We start from the raw sequence: 15,951 nt of genomic DNA on the forward strand, positions 1-15,951 counted from the left end.
CCGCCGAAGTGAGCATATCATTATGATCGTTGACGCTGACGTCAGTAGGACTGATAGGCGGAAACCACCGCTGCGATCTGGTCCGGGGTGAGCGCTGCGACCTGGGCCGTGGTGATGGCTTGCAGCTGCGCGCTCGACAGATTGCCGATATCCTCCGTCGACAGGCCGGCGAGGGCCGCGGAATTGATAGACGAGATATCCGCTGTCGAGAAGGTCGCCAGATCTTCGGCTTCGAGCGCTGCAATCTGCAGCGAGCTCAGGCCTGCAACCTGTGTCGGCGTCAGGACCTCGACCTGCTCGGTCGACAGGGAACCGATCTGGGCCGTGGTCATGCCGACAATCGCGCTCGGCGAGATTGCCACCATCTGTTCGGTGGTCAGGCTGGCAATATGGCTGGTGCCCAGTGCTGCGACCTGGATGGCATTCAGCGCGCCGATTTGCGCGGTGCTCAAGACCGAAACCTGGGCGGAGGTCAGGGCCCGGATCTGACTGAAGATCAGCGAGCCGAACTGAGCCGTGCTCAAGGCGGCGATATGGGCGGTCGACAGGGCGGCGATATTTGCCGTCGACAGGCCGCCGATCGCAGAGGCGCTGATGGCCGCAAGATCGCCCGTCGAGAAGGTCGCCAGATCCTCCGTCGTCAGAGCGCCCAGCTGTGTCGAGGTCAGGGCGCCGAGTTGAGCGGACGACAGAGCATCAATCTGGGCTGTCGACAGCGCGTCGATCTGCGCCGTCGTCAGGCCCGGAATGGCACTGGATCCCAGCGCGGCAACCTGGGCTGTCGTCAGCGACGCTAGATTCGAGACGGAGAGGCCCGAGATACCCGCCGCGCTGAGTGCCGCGATCTGCGTCGTCGTGAGGTTGCTGACCTGGGTCGCGTTCAGCGCACCAACCTGAACCGACGTCAGACCGTTCAACTGGTCTGCGCTCAAGGCGGCGATCTGCGTTGTCGTAAGAGCCGAAACCGTGGCCGCCGACAGTCCGGCAATGGCCGAGGCACTGATTGCCGCCATATCAGCCGACGAGAAGGTTGCAAGATCCTCCTGGCTGAAAGCACCGATCTGGGTGGCGCTGAGGGCAGCGATCTGCGTCGCGGACAAGGCATCGACCTGGCTGGTCGACAGCGCATCAATCTGGGCGGCGCTCAGGCCGCGGATCGCGGTCGCGTTCAGCGCCGCGATCTGATCCGTCGAAAGGGCTGCGATATTGCCCGTGGACAGACCCGGCAGAGCCGTCGAACTGAGAGCGGAGATCTGCGTCGGTGTGAAGCTGCTGATCTGGCCGGATTTCAGCGCCTCGACCTGGGTCGAATTCAACGATGCGATTTGCGCTGTCGTCAGCGCGGCAATCTGCTCCGCCGAAAGGGCGGCGATGTTGGCCGTCGACAGACCGGAGATCGCGGCTGCCGAGATCGCCGCGATGTCGGCGGACGAGAAGGTCGCCAGATCCGCCGTGCCCAGGGCTGCCAGCTGTGCCGATCCCAGCGCCGCAATCTGCTGGGTCGTGAGCGCATCAATCTGGGCGGTCGTCAGTGCTTCGAGCTGGGCCGTGGTCAGGCCAGCCACGGCTGCCGTGCTCAGCGCGGCAATCTGCTCGGCGGTCAGAGCTGCAATCGACTGGCTCGGCAACGCATTGACCTGCGACGAGGTGACGGCTGCCAGCTGCGCAGCGCTGAGCGCAGCCAGCTGCGCAGAGCTCAGCACTTCTACCTGGCTTGACGACAGGGCAACGAGCTGAGCCGTCGTCAATGCGGCGATCTGATCGGATGTCAGCGCCGCGACATTGGCGGTGGACAGGCCGGGCATGGCGGCGGCGGTTATGGCAGCCAGATCGGCGGTGGAGAATGTGGCAATATCGGCCGTGCCGAGGGCGGAAAGCTGCGCCGAACTCAGGGCGGCCACCTGCGATGGCGTCAGCGCCTCGACCTGAAGGGTGCTCAGGGCCTCGATCTGTGCTGCCGTCAGTCCAGGGATTGCCTTGGGGTTCAGAGCCGCGATCTGATCATCGGTCAGTGCGGCGATCGTGCCGGTGGCCAGACCGGAGACACCTGCGGACGACAAGGCACCGATTTGCGCGGTGCTCAGCGCTGCGACCTGCTGGGAGGTCAATGCTTCGACCTGGTTCGACGACAGGGCAGCGACCTGGGCAGTCGTCAGCGCTTCCATCTGGTCAGAGCTGAGGATCGCAACATTGCTTGTCGAGAGGCCTGCCATGGCCGCGGCGCTGATGGCCGCGATGTCGGCCGTCGAGAAAGTGGCCAGTTCGGCAGCACTCAGGGCGGCGATCTGGGCCGAGCTCATTGCACCCACAAGAACGGACGTCAGCGCCTCGGCCTGTTCGACCGACAGGGCCTCGATCTGGGCCGTGGACAGGCTTGCGAAGGCCTTGGTGCTGAGGGCAGCAATCTGCTCGGTCGTCAGAGCCGAAATGTTGCCTGTGGCCAGACCGGCAATGGCGGCTGCGGACAGGGCGCCAATCTGCTCTGGGGTCAGGGACGCTAGCTGAGATGTGCCCATAGCCTCGAGCTGGGCGGATGAGAGCGCTGCAACCTGGCTTGTGGTCAGGGCCGCCAGCTGATCCGGCTTGAGAGCGGCGACATTGGCGGTGGACAGACCCGGAATGGCCGCAGTGCGGATCGCGGCGATTTCTTCCGGTGTGAACGTTGCCAAATCCTCCGGTTCGAGGGCGGCCAACTGGTCGGACCCGAGAGCGGCGATCTGCGACGTTGACAGGGCTTCGATCTGCGCGGTCGACAGGGCATCGATCTGGGCGGAGGAAAGGCCGGACACGGCTTTCGTGCTCAGCGCCGCAACCTGGTCAATCGTCAGCGCTGCGATGCTTTCGCTGGACAGAGACTTCAGCTGGGCCGAGCTGAGCGCGCTGAACTGGGCGGCAGACAAAGCAGCGATCTGCGCGGAGGTCAGCGCTTCGATCTGCGTCGTCTTGAAGGCGGCAATCTGGCTCGTCTTCAGCGCCGAGGTCTGACTGGTTGTCAGGGCAGCGATCTGATCGGACGACAGGCCGCTGACAGCCGCCGTGCTCAGAGCGGCTATCTCCTCGGCGGAGAAGGTCGCCAGATCCTCGGTGCTGAGGGCAGCGATCTGCGCCGATCCAAAGGCTGCGATCTGGGTCGAGGACAGGGCATCGATCTGGGCCGCGCTGAGAGCGTCCACCTGCGACGATGTCAGGCCCGCAATGGCCTTGGTGCTCAAGGCGGCGATCTGGGCCGTCGTCAGCGAGCTGACGGTGGTGCTCGACAGGGCTCCAATCTGGAGCGAGGTCAGCGCACCAACCTGCGCCGTGGTGAGGGCGGCGATCTGGCTGTCGCTCAGCGCTGCGACCTGGGCGGTTTTCAGCGCGGCAATCTGCGCGGTCTTCAGCGCCGCCGCCTGTGCGGTGGTGAGTGCCGCGATACCATCCGACGACAGGCCCGTGATCGCAGACGCGCTGATGGCGGCGATCTCCGCGGGGGTGAATGTCGCAATGTCTTCGGCTTCAAGCGCTGCGATCTGGCTCGACGACATGGCCGCAATCAGCGTCGATGTCAGCGCTTCCGCCTGTTCGGTGCTGAAGGCGGCGATCTGGGTCGTGCTCAGGCCGCTGACGGCCTTGGTACTGAGGGCGGCGATCTGGGCCGGGGTCAAAGCGGCAATCCCGTCGCTGCTTAAAGCCTTGATCTGCGTCGCGCTCAAAGCGGAGAACTGCGCCGTGGTCAGGGCGGCGATCTGGCCGGTGCTGAGGGAAGCGATCTGATTGCTCTTCAGGGCTGCAATCTGGTTGGTCTTCAGCGCAGCCGCCTGATCCGAGGTCAGTGCCGCGATGTTCGTGGTGGAGAGACCGGCAATGGCTGCCGTTGAGATCGCAGCAATTTCCGCGGTGGTGAAGGTCGCCAGGCCTTCGGCGCTCAGGGCTGCAATCTGCCCCGAGTTCATCGCAACGATCTGTGCCGACGACAGAACCTCGACCTGCTCGGCCGACAAGGCCGCGACCTGCGCCGATGTCAGACCGGCGATGGCCTTGCTGCTAAGCGCGGCGATCTGCGCGGTCGTCAGGCCGGCCACGCTGTCACTCGACAGGGCCTTGATCTGGGCGGAATTCAGGGCGGCGAACTGTGCCGTCGTCAGATCGTCGATCTGCAAGGCGGAAATCTGGTTGGTCTTCAGGGCAGCAATCTGGGTGGTCTTCAGGGCTGCGGTCTGGGCCGAGGTCAGACCTGCAATCGCGGCCGAGTTCAGGCCTGTTATAGCCATCGAGCTGAGGGCTGCAATTTCTTCGGTGGTGAAAGTGGCGATATCCTCAGCACCCAGTGCCGTGACCTGGCTCGAGGTCAGCGCGGCGATCTGGGCCGCAGACAGTGCTTCGACCTGGGTCGTGCTCAGGGCCGCGATCTGCGTCGAAGACAGGCCGGCAATCGCCTTGCTGCTCAGTGCGGCAATCTGTGCCGTGGTCAGATCGGCCACCATCGCGCTCGACAGGGCCTTGATCTGGGTTGAACTCAGGGCAGCAATCTGGGTGCTCGACAGGGCGTCGATCTGGGCCGATCCCAGTGCCGCCACCTGGGTCGTCTTCAACGCGGTGATCTGGGTCGTCTTGAGTGCCGCGACCTGGGCTGACGTCAGCGCAGCGAGAGCTGCGGTGTTCAAGCCGCCGATGCCGGCCGAGCTGATGGCCGCGATCTCAGACGGCGTGAATGTCGCGATGTCCTCGGCGGCGAGTGCCGATATCTGGCTCGAGTTCAGGACCGCAATCTGGGCCGACGACAGCGCTTCGACCTGGGCGCTGGACATGGCAGAGATCTGAGCCGTGGTCAGGCCGCTGATCGCCTTGGTGCTCAGCGCCGCAATCTGCGCCGTGGTGAGCTCGGCGATGGAATCGTTGCTCAGGGCCTTGATCTGGGCCGAACTCAGCGCAGCAATCTGCGCGGTCGACAGGGCATCGATCTGGGTGGAGCTCAAGGCCGCGATCTGCGTCGTCCTCAAAGCCGCGAGCTGCGCGGTGGTCAGGGCTGCCGTATGGTCGGAACTCAGGGCGGCGATCGTGGACGTGGGCAGACCCGACAGAGCCGCTGTGCTGATCGCTGCAATTTCCGCGGTGGTGAATGTCGAGATGTCTTCCGGCGTCAGAACCGCGAGCTGGCTCGATTTGAGTGCCGCGATCTGGGCAGAGGACAGCGCTTCGATCTGCTGCGAGCCCAGACCGTCGATCTGCGCTGTGCCCAATGCTGCGATCTGGCCAGTGGCGAGACCTGCGATCTTGTCGGTGGTCAAAACCGACAACTGATCGAGGTTCAGGCTGACAATGGCAGACGTGGCAATCGCGCTGATCTGGGTTGCCGAGAAGACGGCAAGATCTTCCGTCTCCAGAGCGCCGACCTGCGCGGAGGAGAGCGCCTTGATCTGCGTGGTCGACAGGGCCGCAGCGTCTTCCGTTGTCCAGGCTGCGATGGCCGACGTCGAGAGGGATCTGATCTGGCTGACGCTCAGCGAAGGAATGGTCGTGCTCATAAACAAATCCCTTTGATTCTATCCAAACTAAAATCCACCAACGCCACCGCCGCCGTCAGTCCTGCTGTCCACCACGGCATGACAAAAACCCGGCACCAGGCTTTCACCGGGCGCGCAACGGCAGGCATGGAAAGACTTCAGCCCACCACATGGAACAATCTATGAGGGCATGGGCTTGCCCGAAGCTGATCTGCTTACGGGCAGCAGGCGGATTGGCGCGATAGACGGCATGTGATGTTTAGCTTGGTCCGACAGCCCAAGGCAGGTTGCAGTCCACCCGCGGGTAATCCGCAGGCCGTCATGCTGCGACAGCGTCTGGCGGGATGATGGGGCAGCTTGAGGCTGTGTCCGGGAGAAGATCGTCGCGGCGAACAGCGACTGGCCCCTGCTGGCGTGGCCGTAGCCGAGCCTCTGACTCAGCCGGTGCGGAATCAGCAGGGATCCGGCTTCGGCAAGCGCGGCTGCGGAAAAGATGGGAGTTTCTGAGAAAAGTGGGCGGGTGACCTGGCAAGTGCAATGGCACTTCGATCATGTCGATCGGGCTCGATCACATTTTCAGGGCCGACAGTAACGGTGCCAGACTTGCTGATCGGCAACGATGGCACGATCCGCTGCCTGCCGCTTCATTGCAATTTGAGTGCAAGTGGCGGCGCATTTGTGCATCACCGCTTGCCTGACTGTCCCCGCCGGCAGCACTGGAGGTTGAAGCCGATGGGGATGTCATTCATAGACGCTTGTCGACAATCTTCGACTGGCTGTCAGTGAAAGCCGGCGCCGGCGTTGGCAAGGCTGAACGGTTCCTTCGCCGATCCTTCCATGCCGGTGTTCAACATGTCCTGCATCAGCGACATAAGCGCCATTTCGAGAAAATATGTCGAGACGCCCAGATCCATCGATCGCGCGCGCTGGCAGGCGAACGACAGCATCCGGCTAATGGCCAGGATCTCCGCCATTTCTTCCTCTGGTTCAACATCCTGTTGTGTGACCATAGATCTTTGCATGTCCGCCCCCAAGTTACTTCCCCGAAACGCAGCATCGCTGCCCAGGTAGAAAGAAACCACAGAGAGCGTCACGTCATCGTCACGCGCTATTCAGGGAACCCAGGAAGGGCCGGCCATCTCAATCGCGAAGCGACGGATCGGTGACTTCGGCACCATCGGCGAGCGCCTTCACCAGCGCTACGACGCGGCGGCGTACCGTTTCGTCCTTGATCTTGAAGAAGGCACGGTTCAAGGCAAAGCCATCGCTCGACGCCATGAACGACTGCAGGGCCTGTGCTTCGTCGCTGGGTCGCGATTTCAACGCGGAATCGGAACTATCGACAGAATGGAAAAAATGCTCCACCGAGACGCCCAGAACGCCGGCAATCGCCTGCAGCCGGGACGCACCCACACGGTTGACGCCCTTCTCATACTTCTGCACCTGCTGGAAGGTGATCCCCAGCTTGTCTGCCAGCAAAGACTGACTGACACCGATGGTTTTGCGGCGAAGTTTGATTTGCAAGCCGACTTGAATGTCGATTGGATTGGCGCTTTTGATTGACATTTATTTTCCCCAGAGGCGGCTCAGTCGAACACATTGGCAATAGCATATATTCGTCGCGCCTCCGAAGAAAGCACAATCTGTCGATGAAGAAGCCGATGCTAATTTATTTCTATCCGTGAAAATTAAGCTTGCACGGATCTTGATCCATGATGCGCTTCAGAACCTTCGAAGCGCAGCGAAGGGCGCCGTTTCGGCTGGCAAGATGGCTCCAGCCCGGCACGGGAACGACGTCGAAGCCAAGCTCTTCCCAGAGCATACAATTCCGCGCATCATCATTGGCCAGAGGCTCGGCATCGGCGAACTGCGGCAGCCAGACCATCGGCTTCGACCGGCCTTCGCGAACGGCATTTTCAACGATGACGTTGTTGTAGAGCCGCGGCAGGCGCTTGCCGCTGTCCGGCGCGACGACGAAGGGCACCGGATTGCGGATCACGGCGAAGCCCTGTTCGACCAGCAGGGCCACCGAAGCATCCAGCAGCATGCGCGCATTGTCGACGAGAATGCTGCCTTGCTCGGCAAGATGCGGTTCGCCGACCAGCAGCAGCGGACGTCCCTCCTGGTGCAGCCCGGTCAGGGAAACGAACTGATCGACATGAAAGCCGTATTGGTGCAGCCGGCTGAAAGCGGTATCGGCCGATGCGGGTCCGCTGTGCAACCGATAGCCGAACACCGAGACGGGACGCGGGTCGAGCATGCGAAGCGGATTGCAAGACGAAGTATCCACTGGACTTGCCCGCTGCAGGTCTGAATGGCCGATCAGCCGGAAATCCCCCCCTACAAGCTGATTGCCGCCAGGCAAGTCCAGGGATAGTTCGGCAACGGCAACGGCGAGGAAGTCCGCAAGGCAGCGGCCCACCGGGTTTCCCGGCACAAGGACGAACTGCATATCGCATGCATGGTCAAAGCCAGTGTGTCGGGCGGAAGCAGTACGCACATGAAACATATCCTGGATCCACGGACCGGGCACAACGCCGGCGCTGCTGTCGAGCACGGCGAGCCGCAGCGAACAAAGCGAATCGAGACTCGCGATCCAGTTGTTCGCCAACCGCACAGCCGTGTCGTCGACCAGCAGGCAAACCTCGAGCTCTGCCGGAAAGGCCCTGATCAGGTTGCCGATGGGAACAAGGGGGCGGCATCCGCCGAAGACATCGGCCGACTGGAAGAAGGCGGTCGGGACAGCCAGTGCGATCTGGCCGATGAGGCCGCCGCAATCGGCAACAAGCGCCGGGGCCGCGACCGGGATGTGCGTGGCGACCGCAGGGGGGATCGGGGCCGTCATGCGGTCTCATCTCCCGGCTCCTGGCAGGCCAGCAGGTTGCGGAAAAAGACAGTCTCCTGAAACGTCCATTCGGGCGGTGCGGCGCCGGGCATGCCGCCGTCTTGCACCATCTGCAGAAGCAGCAGCGCATCGGCCTTCTTGACCGAAACCATATTGCGGGCGCATGTCGAGGCGATATCCGCATCATAGCCTGCAAGGGCGACCACCGCCTTCCAGGTTCGCCGGGAAAAATGCACGGACCGGGCAGCGGCGATCAAGCGTTGGCACTGCGTCTGGTCAAGCGTGTCACGCAGCCCCTCAATGGTCGCTTCGGCATCGACGAGCGAAACCGTCAGCGGGCAGAAATCCAGTTCGGCCGGACCATGGCTCAGAGCAACATCCGCGTCGGAAACGCGAGTGCCGAGACGGTATTGTTCGAAGACCTGCCCGAGGCCGAGCATGCCGAACATTTCGCATTCCACCGCTCTCAAGGCACCCATGCTTGCGGCCCCGATCACGATTATCCCACGCGACAGGGCATACAGAAGTTCCTTGTGCCAGACGGCGGCACAATCGCCATAGAGACCATCGATGAGGCCGATGATGCGGGCACCGGATCTGACAGCAGCCAGCACATCGCCGGCTGCGGCCGGCGGTTTGAACGTCATCGCGGAAAACGGCGCGCGATCCAGCCCGTGGATTGAGGGACCCGCGAACACGACGGTCTGTTTCGCCTGCCCCTTCATCCGAGAAAACCATCTAGGGCACCGGCGGAAAGCCGGTTCAAACTGGCACCGGCGGCGGAAAGCCCCCTGGCCAGCACGCGCACGACCCGGATCTCGGGAGCGGCTGTATCGAGCGGGAAGATGTAGATGTCCTCGACACCCCTGGCAAACAGATGATGGGCGAGCCTTTGCCATACGGCACCAGCCTGATCGTGGCTAGAAAGGTCAAGCGGAAGTAACTCCGTGCCTGAAAGGTCGCTTGCCAGGCGTTTCTCGGGCACGTTCCGATCTCCGACATAACGCTGCGGGGTCAGGTCATCGCGTGCACCGCTGATATCCGTCAGGCGGGACTGGACCGCTTCCAGCAGGGCGGCAATGGCGGCCTCGCCGCGGTCGAGGCGGCAGGCAACGCCCGCGACAACGCGCATGCCCGGCCCTTCCTGCCCGGCGACGGAACGCGGCAGGCTGGCCATGATCACCGGTATGCCGTTCGAACTGGTCAGATCGAAGAACCGCGCCGAAAGACCTGCCGCCTCGACCCTGGCGACCAACTGGTCGAGGGCGGGACACAGGCCGGATGGAAACGCCACCGGACGAAGGCCAAGCGACCGTGTGGCAAGGGCATCGACGAGGAAGCAGGCGTCGTTTTCTACCAGTTCCAGTAGGCCATGCAGGACTGTCCGGTCAAAGTCGAAACCCGCCGCCAGGCCTTGAGAACTCATGTGGAAGGCCTGGCGATCCCAGGGGAAATCCATGCGGTAGTCCATGCCGACCAGTTCGTAAGGGGCAAACACCGTGTGCTGATCGCGGACGGAATATCCCTGCACCCAGGCCCGTTCGCGGTCCGGATCAAGGTTTTGCCAATCAACCCGGGCCAGATCGTCGAGCGGCACGACGGAAAGACCTCGGCTGGCCAGAGACCGTACTGATCCGTATTCGCGGACATGTCTCTGCGTGTCCTCGGCGACGCCCCCCTCTATGGCCTCCATGACCGCCGAGATCTGCGCCTGCTCCTGGTTGAGACCTTTTCCCTGCGATACGGCAAGGCCGCGAGAGTTCGGCCTTGCGGCAAACCAGACAGGCACGCCGATGATATCGAGATCCGTGAGATCCCCGAGGCGGGTGATGCCGAAACGCCGCAGGGCAACGGGATCGAGTGCCGCGAAGCCGGCAGTATCCTGCCGGCCGCGATCTGCGGATAGTGCGCCCATCGGCGGCGTATCTGCGCGAGTGCTCAGGGACGAGCGCTCAGGGAGCGGAGTTCGGCTTATCCGAAAGGATCGCTTCGAACAGCGTGCCGGTAACCGAGCCGCTCGGGCCGACGGCGTGCAGCGGGCTTTCGATCGGCATCTGGATGACGCGGTTGAAATCCCAGCTGGTATCGACCACCTCGCCGACAAGGGCGAAATCGGCTTCGGAGACAGACGCTCCTCCGGCGATCAGGGCCTCGATGCCCTGGATCTGGATCTGGTCGAGCGCCGTATCCGACTGGCCGTCCTGGCCGGCCATCATCGCTTTCGCCGCGGCGGCAATGCGCGCATAGCCGTCAACGCCGGGATGGCTTGCCTCATAGGCGACGATGACGTCATGCGCCACCGAAGCAACCCGCAAGGGCGCCGTCCGCAGGAACAGCACACCAAAACCCTTCTTTCCAATCACGTAAAACTGAGAACCAGCCATAGTCATTATCCCCTATTTGATACCCGCCAATCGAAATGCCTGAAAAAGCTTCTCATTCGCCGCCGGATTGCGATCCGGCGACAAACCACTGATTTCCCGGGCGGTCATGCCCGGATAATTTTCCTGAAGACGACGCGCTGTTTCCCTGGCCGCGAGCAGATTTCCGCTCAGGGCGTGGCTTGCCGTGAGCACCCTCAGCGCCGGCTCGTCGTCTTCCATGTTGCCACACAGCTGCAAGGCCGTCTGATATTCCTCGCGCTTGAGCGCGATGCTCGCCCCGGCCCACCAATAGATGTCCGGTGCAAACGGGTTGAGATCGATCGCCTGCTGGAAGCGCTCCCAGGCAAGGCTGAGCTCGCCGAAATGCGCCAGCGCATCGGCATGCTGCAGAAGCAGATCGGCCGAATTGGGCGCCAGAGCCTCCGCTTCGAAGAACTTTTGCGCCGACGTCTCGAAATCGCGCTGGTAGAGTGCCACGACGGCGGACATCCAGTGCCCGATCCCCAAGGCAGGATCACTCTCGACCGAGGCTTCGGCCTCGGCCTTGGCACGGTGCAGCAGATGCGGATCGTTGCCGCCCAGCATCAGCCACTCGAGCTGCAGGGTCTGGGCAATGCGGGCACGGGCAACCGACATGCCCGGGTCGAGATCGGCGGCCTTGCGGAATTCGGCGCGGGAACGGCGAAGGAGCGGCAGATCGCATTTGCCACTGAGCATCTGCTGGCCGGATAAAAGGTGGTGATAAGCGCCGGCGTCATGCAGCCGCGTCGGCTCCATCTGCAGGCGTTCGATCTGTTCGGCAAGGGCAGCGGCAACCTGCTTCGACAAGAGGCGGAAGGCGGCATGGAGCTGCCTGTCGTTGAGCACCACTTCCAGCGCCCATTTGATCTCGCCGGTTTCCTCCTCAATCAGGGCGAACGACACGCGCATCTGGTCGAAAACGGTGGCCTCGACGCGGTAGTCCGCGCGCAGGGCGCCGTAGCTGTCATCCGACCGACTGCCGGCGGCAAAGCTGCTGTGGGGCGACAGAACGGCAAAGGTGCGAAACCGTACCAGACTGTTGGCAATGTCCTCGACAAAGGCCTGGACGATCGAGCCGGCCGAGGCGCCATCGATCCTCGCGGGCCGGATGAAGGCGACGCGCGGCCGCTTGCCCGTTGCACGGATCGGCGCGGGACTGTCCTTTTCGCCATGGCTTGCGGCATAACCCTGGACGCGGCGGCGCAGCGCCAGCGTTGCCGGCTCCGGTCCCCTGCCCTCGATGCGCAACTGGCGGACAAGCCTGTCGTAGATCCGTTCTCCGGCCGCGAGATCACCGGCCCGAGCGTAGGCGGCAATCACCATCCGGTAGGTTTCCTCCCGATCTTCCTCAAGTCGCAAGGCGCAATCGGCAAGCGCCGGGATCTGCGCCGCCGTCCGGCCGCCGAAGCGCGTCGTATCCTCCAGCAACTGGCCGAGCGAACCGAAGAACAGATCCTTCATCCGATTGCGCTCGCTCAGCAGCCACAGATGGAACTGCTCCTGGCCGGTGTCTGCGCCGTGCAGCAATTCACCTTCGACCGCGAGGAGGCCTCGGGTGCGGACAGCAATATCGTCGGACTGAACCGCGGACAGGAAAAGCGCCAGATCGGAGCGGCTGGCCATCGGGCCTGCGGTCAAGGCCGTGGCAGACATGACGATCAGGGGATCTTCTTCGGAGGCGAACGACTGCAGCCGGGACAGCAGCTGGCGCAGATTGCCCATTGCGCGCTTCTGCTCGACATCCTCCCACAGCAGGGAGGCCGCGGCCTGGCGCGTCAGAATCTGTCCCGGAGAGAGCAGGATCGCGGCGATCAGAACAAAACCCTTGGCCGGGAAAAACGCCTGTTTCCCCACCTCGAACCGTGGCACGCCGAAAAGCCGAATCGCTATGTGTTCTGTGTCCCCAAACACGTGTCACCCCACAATGATTTGCGTATCTAACAATGACCAATGAGAAATTGAAAGTGTTTTCGCCTTCCCTTTGACGTTGATGTGACACCATCTGCAATAACGTTTTTGCAAAGAAGGAGAGCAAAGGAGCCGGAACAGCGGAGCAGTTCGGTAAAAGAGGAAATGACAAACAATTTAATATTTAATCGTACTTATATGACATTTACATTGCATTCTGAACCCTATCAGCGCGCCGACGACGTTGGCTACGCGGTGACTGAATTCATGTGGTTCGATGGAAAGCCATTCTATCCGATCGGGGCTTTGGCAGACGCCAGGATTGCCGCACTGCGACTGTCGGCCGGCGCCTTCGATGAAGGCGACGAGGACAATCTCGACCTGATCTTCCAGATGCGCGAAGCCGGTGGCGGGCATTTCTTCGAAGTCGTCCTGCGGTCGAACACAGGCACTTCCTATGCCGGCTGGCTCTGGGGACAGGAGCTCGAAGTGCTGAACGACGTCGAGGCCAACCACCGCGTTCTGCTGGTCGAGTGCAACGGTTCGAAGATCCGCTACGCCTACAATGATGAAAAGGGCCGCTATACATGCGACGGACCGAACGCCAAATCCAAGCTGTCCTTCCGGCACGCCATCAAACGGCTTTCCGCCGGATAATCGTCATTGCACCGAATTTGGTCGCCAACCAAGTTGCGTTGTGGAAATTATGCTAGTGGGAACAATTGGCTAGGCCAATGATGGCGGACAGGGTGGGATTCGAACCCACGGTACGCTTTCACGCACACACGCGTTCCAGGCGTGCGCCTTAAACCACTCGGCCACCTGTCCTTTGTCGGCCTGCATCGTCAGACGCAAATCGTTGGAACGGCGCGATATATACCGATGAATTTCAGCGGATCAACCTAAATCTGACAGTTTTTTGACTTCTGCGATCAAATACCTATCTATAGGGTCCGAAGGGCGGCGGGCGCAGAGCCCGACCTTCTGCCAAGGCCGGGGAGTTCGTGGTGCGGCTTATCTTCAGAGTGTTGAGTTTCCTGGCGCTGTGCCTCGGCGTGATCGCCGGCAGCGTTGATTCCATTGCTTCGGTTTCGGCCTCGCAGATTTCCCTGACCCCGGTGGAGGCGGCGTGGATGGATCTCAGTCCCTCCAGCCTTTCAGCCTTGCAGGGCTTGATCGAAAGCCAGCTCGGCTCGGCCGCATCGACGGCATTTGCCGGTCTGGTTCTGCCGCAACCGGCGTTTGCCGCCCTGCTGGCGCTATCGCTTCTGTTCTGGATGATCGGTTACAAGAAACCGTCGCCGGCCGGACGCTTCGCTGCCTGAATCGCGTTACATATAGAGAGGCCGGAAACGCCGGCCATTGGAGGCCACGATGTTTCTGATCGACATGTTCAACAAGAAGACGGTCATGCCCACCACGGAGACGGCCCTGCCGGGACGCGCTGAGGCAATCCCGACGGCCGCGACACATTTCATCTCCGGCGCAGCGCTGAAGGGGCCTTACCCCGAAGGCAGCAAAACCGTCTATCTCGGCATGGGCTGTTTCTGGGGCGCCGAGCGGCTGCTCTGGCAGACACCGGGCGTGCAGGTCACGGCCGCCGGCTACCAGGGTGGGATCACGCCCAATCCGACCTATCAGGAAACCGTCACAGGGCTGACCGGCCACACGGAAGTGGTGAAAGTGGTCTTCGATCCGGCGCAAATCACGCTGGAAGCGCTTTTGAAGATCTTCTTTGAAGCGCATGATCCGACCCAGGGCATGCGCCAGGGCAACGATATCGGCAGCACTTACCGCTCGGCGGTCTATGTTGAAGACGAGGCGGACATGGCGCTGGCGCTAAAGGTGCGCGACCGCTTCCAGGAGGCGCTGACGAAAGCCGGGCACAGCAGCCGGGTCACCACCGAAATCGCGGTGGCCGGTCCGTTCTACTATGCCGAGGATTATCACCAGCAGTATCTGGCGAAGAATCCGAACGGCTATTGCGCTCTGCGCGGCACAGGCGTGTCCTGCCCGATCACACCCGCCGCCTGACGTGAATTGCCCAAAGCGGCAGCACAAACCCCATTGATCTGACTGAATTTTCAGCGCCAGACGCTGAAAATTCAGCAACTCTGTGAATCTTTACCAGATGAAAAAAATCTGGTGAATTTTTGTCAGAGCCATGCAAGGATGCGCGCCAGCCAGAGCCTCTGGAAAAGGGGGTGGCGGTTCCGCAGACATGTCTTCTTTTCAGGAGGCTTGCGGGAGGACCCAACAAGATCAATAGCAACAACAGGGCTGCACAATGAAAAAAACCCTCTTGAGTCTCTTTGCCTTGGCCGCGATGTCGGCGACCGCGCTTGCGGCCGACATCAAGCCGGCGCTCGTCTATGGTACGGGCGGCAAATTCGACAAGTCGTTCAATGAAGCTGCCTTTGCCGGCGCCGAAAAGTTCAAGGCCGAAACCGGCGTCGACTATCGCGATTTCGAGCCGACTGGCGATACCCAGGGCGAGCAGGCGATCCGCAATTTTGCCTCCAAGGGCTTCAACCCGGTGGTTGCCGTTTCCTTCGCCTGGACCTCTGCTGTCGAGAAGGTTGCCGCTGAATTCCCAGACACCAAATTCGTCATCGTCGACAGCGTCGTCGAACTGCCGAACGTGCGCTCGGTCGTCTACAAGGAACATGAAGGCTCCTACCTCGTCGGCCTGCTGGCAGGCCTCGCATCGAAGACCGGCAAGGTCGGCTTCGTCGGCGGCATGGACATCCCGTTGATCCGCAAGTTCGAATGCGGCTATGAGCAGGGCGCACGCGCTGCCAAGGCCGACATCGAAGTGTTCCAGAACATGACCGGCACGACCGGCGCTGCCTGGAACGACCCGGTCCGCGGCGGCGAACTGACCAAGAACCAGATCGACCAGGGCGCGGACGTTGTCTACGCAGCGGCCGGCGCCACCGGCCTCGGCGTCCTGCAGACGGCTGCCGACAACGGCAAGCTGTCGATCGGCGTCGATTCCAACCAGAACCACCTGCATCCGGGTTCGGTCCTGACCTCGATGGTCAAGCGCGTCGACCTCGCGGTCTACAACGCCTTTGCCGATACCAAGGGTGACAAGTTCACGCCTGGCCTGCTGTCGCTCGGCGTTGCCGAAGATGGCGTTGCCTACGCTCTCGACGACAACAATGCCAAGCTGATCACCGACGACATGAAGGCTGCCGTCGAAAAGGCGAAGGCCGACATCATCGCCGGCACCGTCAAGGTGCACGACTACATGTCGGACAATTCCTGCCCGAAGTGATTTGAACCGGGCGCAAGGTGGCTTAAAGTC

12 protein-coding genes and 1 tRNA gene are annotated in these 15,951 nt (G+C 62.1%); 4 read left to right on the plus strand and 9 right to left on the minus strand.

Annotated elements, in window-relative coordinates:
- Window positions 1–41: 41 nt before the first annotated feature.
- From PDO_RS08305 to PDO_RS08340, 8 genes are all read right to left on the minus strand, one after another.
- On the minus strand, window positions 42–5,504 hold the full coding sequence (locus PDO_RS08305; RefSeq protein ID WP_007600312.1) for a beta strand repeat-containing protein: 5,463 nt from the start codon (window positions 5,502–5,504) through the stop codon (window positions 42–44).
- Window positions 5,505–6,262: 758 nt separating this feature from the next.
- The gene (locus PDO_RS08310) at window positions 6,263–6,577 is read right to left on the minus strand and encodes a hypothetical protein (RefSeq protein WP_141649855.1); all 315 of its coding nucleotides are present in this window, start codon (window positions 6,575–6,577) and stop codon (window positions 6,263–6,265) included.
- 46 nt (window positions 6,578–6,623) lie between these two features.
- Entirely contained in the window at window positions 6,624–7,049 is a 426-nt protein-coding gene (locus PDO_RS08315; protein ID WP_007600316.1) for a helix-turn-helix domain-containing protein, read from the minus strand.
- 109 nt (window positions 7,050–7,158) lie between these two features.
- Window positions 7,159–8,328 (minus strand): hypothetical protein, encoded by a 1,170-nt coding sequence (locus tag PDO_RS08320; protein ID WP_007600318.1) that lies wholly within the window; start codon window positions 8,326–8,328, stop codon window positions 7,159–7,161.
- Window positions 8,325–9,053, minus strand: coding sequence for a TfuA-like protein (locus PDO_RS08325; protein ID WP_007600320.1), 729 nt, complete (start codon window positions 9,051–9,053; stop codon window positions 8,325–8,327). Before PDO_RS08325 ends, PDO_RS08320 begins: the two co-directional genes overlap by 4 nt.
- Window positions 9,050–10,243: a YcaO-like family protein gene (locus PDO_RS08330; protein ID WP_007600322.1), complete on the minus strand. Its 1,194-nt coding sequence runs from the start codon at window positions 10,241–10,243 to the stop codon at window positions 9,050–9,052. Before PDO_RS08330 ends, PDO_RS08325 begins: the two co-directional genes overlap by 4 nt.
- A 37-nt stretch (window positions 10,244–10,280) precedes the next feature.
- Window positions 10,281–10,712 carry a hypothetical protein gene (locus PDO_RS08335; RefSeq protein WP_007600324.1) on the minus strand — a complete coding sequence of 144 codons (432 nt, stop codon included), beginning with the start codon at window positions 10,710–10,712 and terminating at the stop codon, window positions 10,281–10,283.
- A 12-nt stretch (window positions 10,713–10,724) separates the two neighbouring features.
- On the minus strand, window positions 10,725–12,644 hold the full coding sequence (locus tag PDO_RS08340; RefSeq protein WP_007600326.1) for a BTAD domain-containing putative transcriptional regulator: 1,920 nt from the start codon (window positions 12,642–12,644) through the stop codon (window positions 10,725–10,727).
- Window positions 12,645–12,851: 207 nt separating this feature from the next.
- Here PDO_RS08340 and PDO_RS08345 point away from each other — a divergent pair, with 207 nt between their 5' ends.
- A complete protein-coding gene (locus tag PDO_RS08345) occupies window positions 12,852–13,298 on the plus strand; it encodes a hypothetical protein (protein ID WP_192814359.1) in 447 nt (148 codons plus the stop codon).
- Between the two features lie 81 nt (window positions 13,299–13,379).
- Here PDO_RS08345 and PDO_RS08350 read toward each other — a convergent pair.
- Window positions 13,380–13,469: transfer RNA gene (locus tag PDO_RS08350), tRNA-Ser, on the minus strand.
- A 179-nt stretch (window positions 13,470–13,648) separates the two neighbouring features.
- Here PDO_RS08350 and PDO_RS08355 point away from each other — a divergent pair.
- The 3 genes from PDO_RS08355 (at window position 13,649) to PDO_RS08365 (ending at window position 15,921) form a co-directional block, all read left to right on the plus strand.
- Window positions 13,649–13,966: a hypothetical protein gene (locus PDO_RS08355; RefSeq protein ID WP_007600331.1), complete on the plus strand. Its 318-nt coding sequence runs from the start codon at window positions 13,649–13,651 to the stop codon at window positions 13,964–13,966.
- A 49-nt stretch (window positions 13,967–14,015) separates the two neighbouring features.
- Window positions 14,016–14,675, plus strand: coding sequence for a peptide-methionine (S)-S-oxide reductase MsrA (gene msrA / locus PDO_RS08360; protein ID WP_007600333.1), 660 nt, complete (start codon window positions 14,016–14,018; stop codon window positions 14,673–14,675).
- A gap of 253 nt (window positions 14,676–14,928) precedes the next feature.
- The gene (locus PDO_RS08365; protein ID WP_007600335.1) at window positions 14,929–15,921 is read left to right on the plus strand and encodes a BMP family lipoprotein; all 993 of its coding nucleotides are present in this window, start codon (window positions 14,929–14,931) and stop codon (window positions 15,919–15,921) included.
- The last annotated feature ends 30 nt before the right edge of the window (window positions 15,922–15,951 follow it).

Origin of the sequence: Rhizobium sp. PDO1-076, from assembly GCF_000247475.1 — a bacterium.
GTDB lineage: Bacteria > Pseudomonadota > Alphaproteobacteria > Rhizobiales > Rhizobiaceae > Allorhizobium.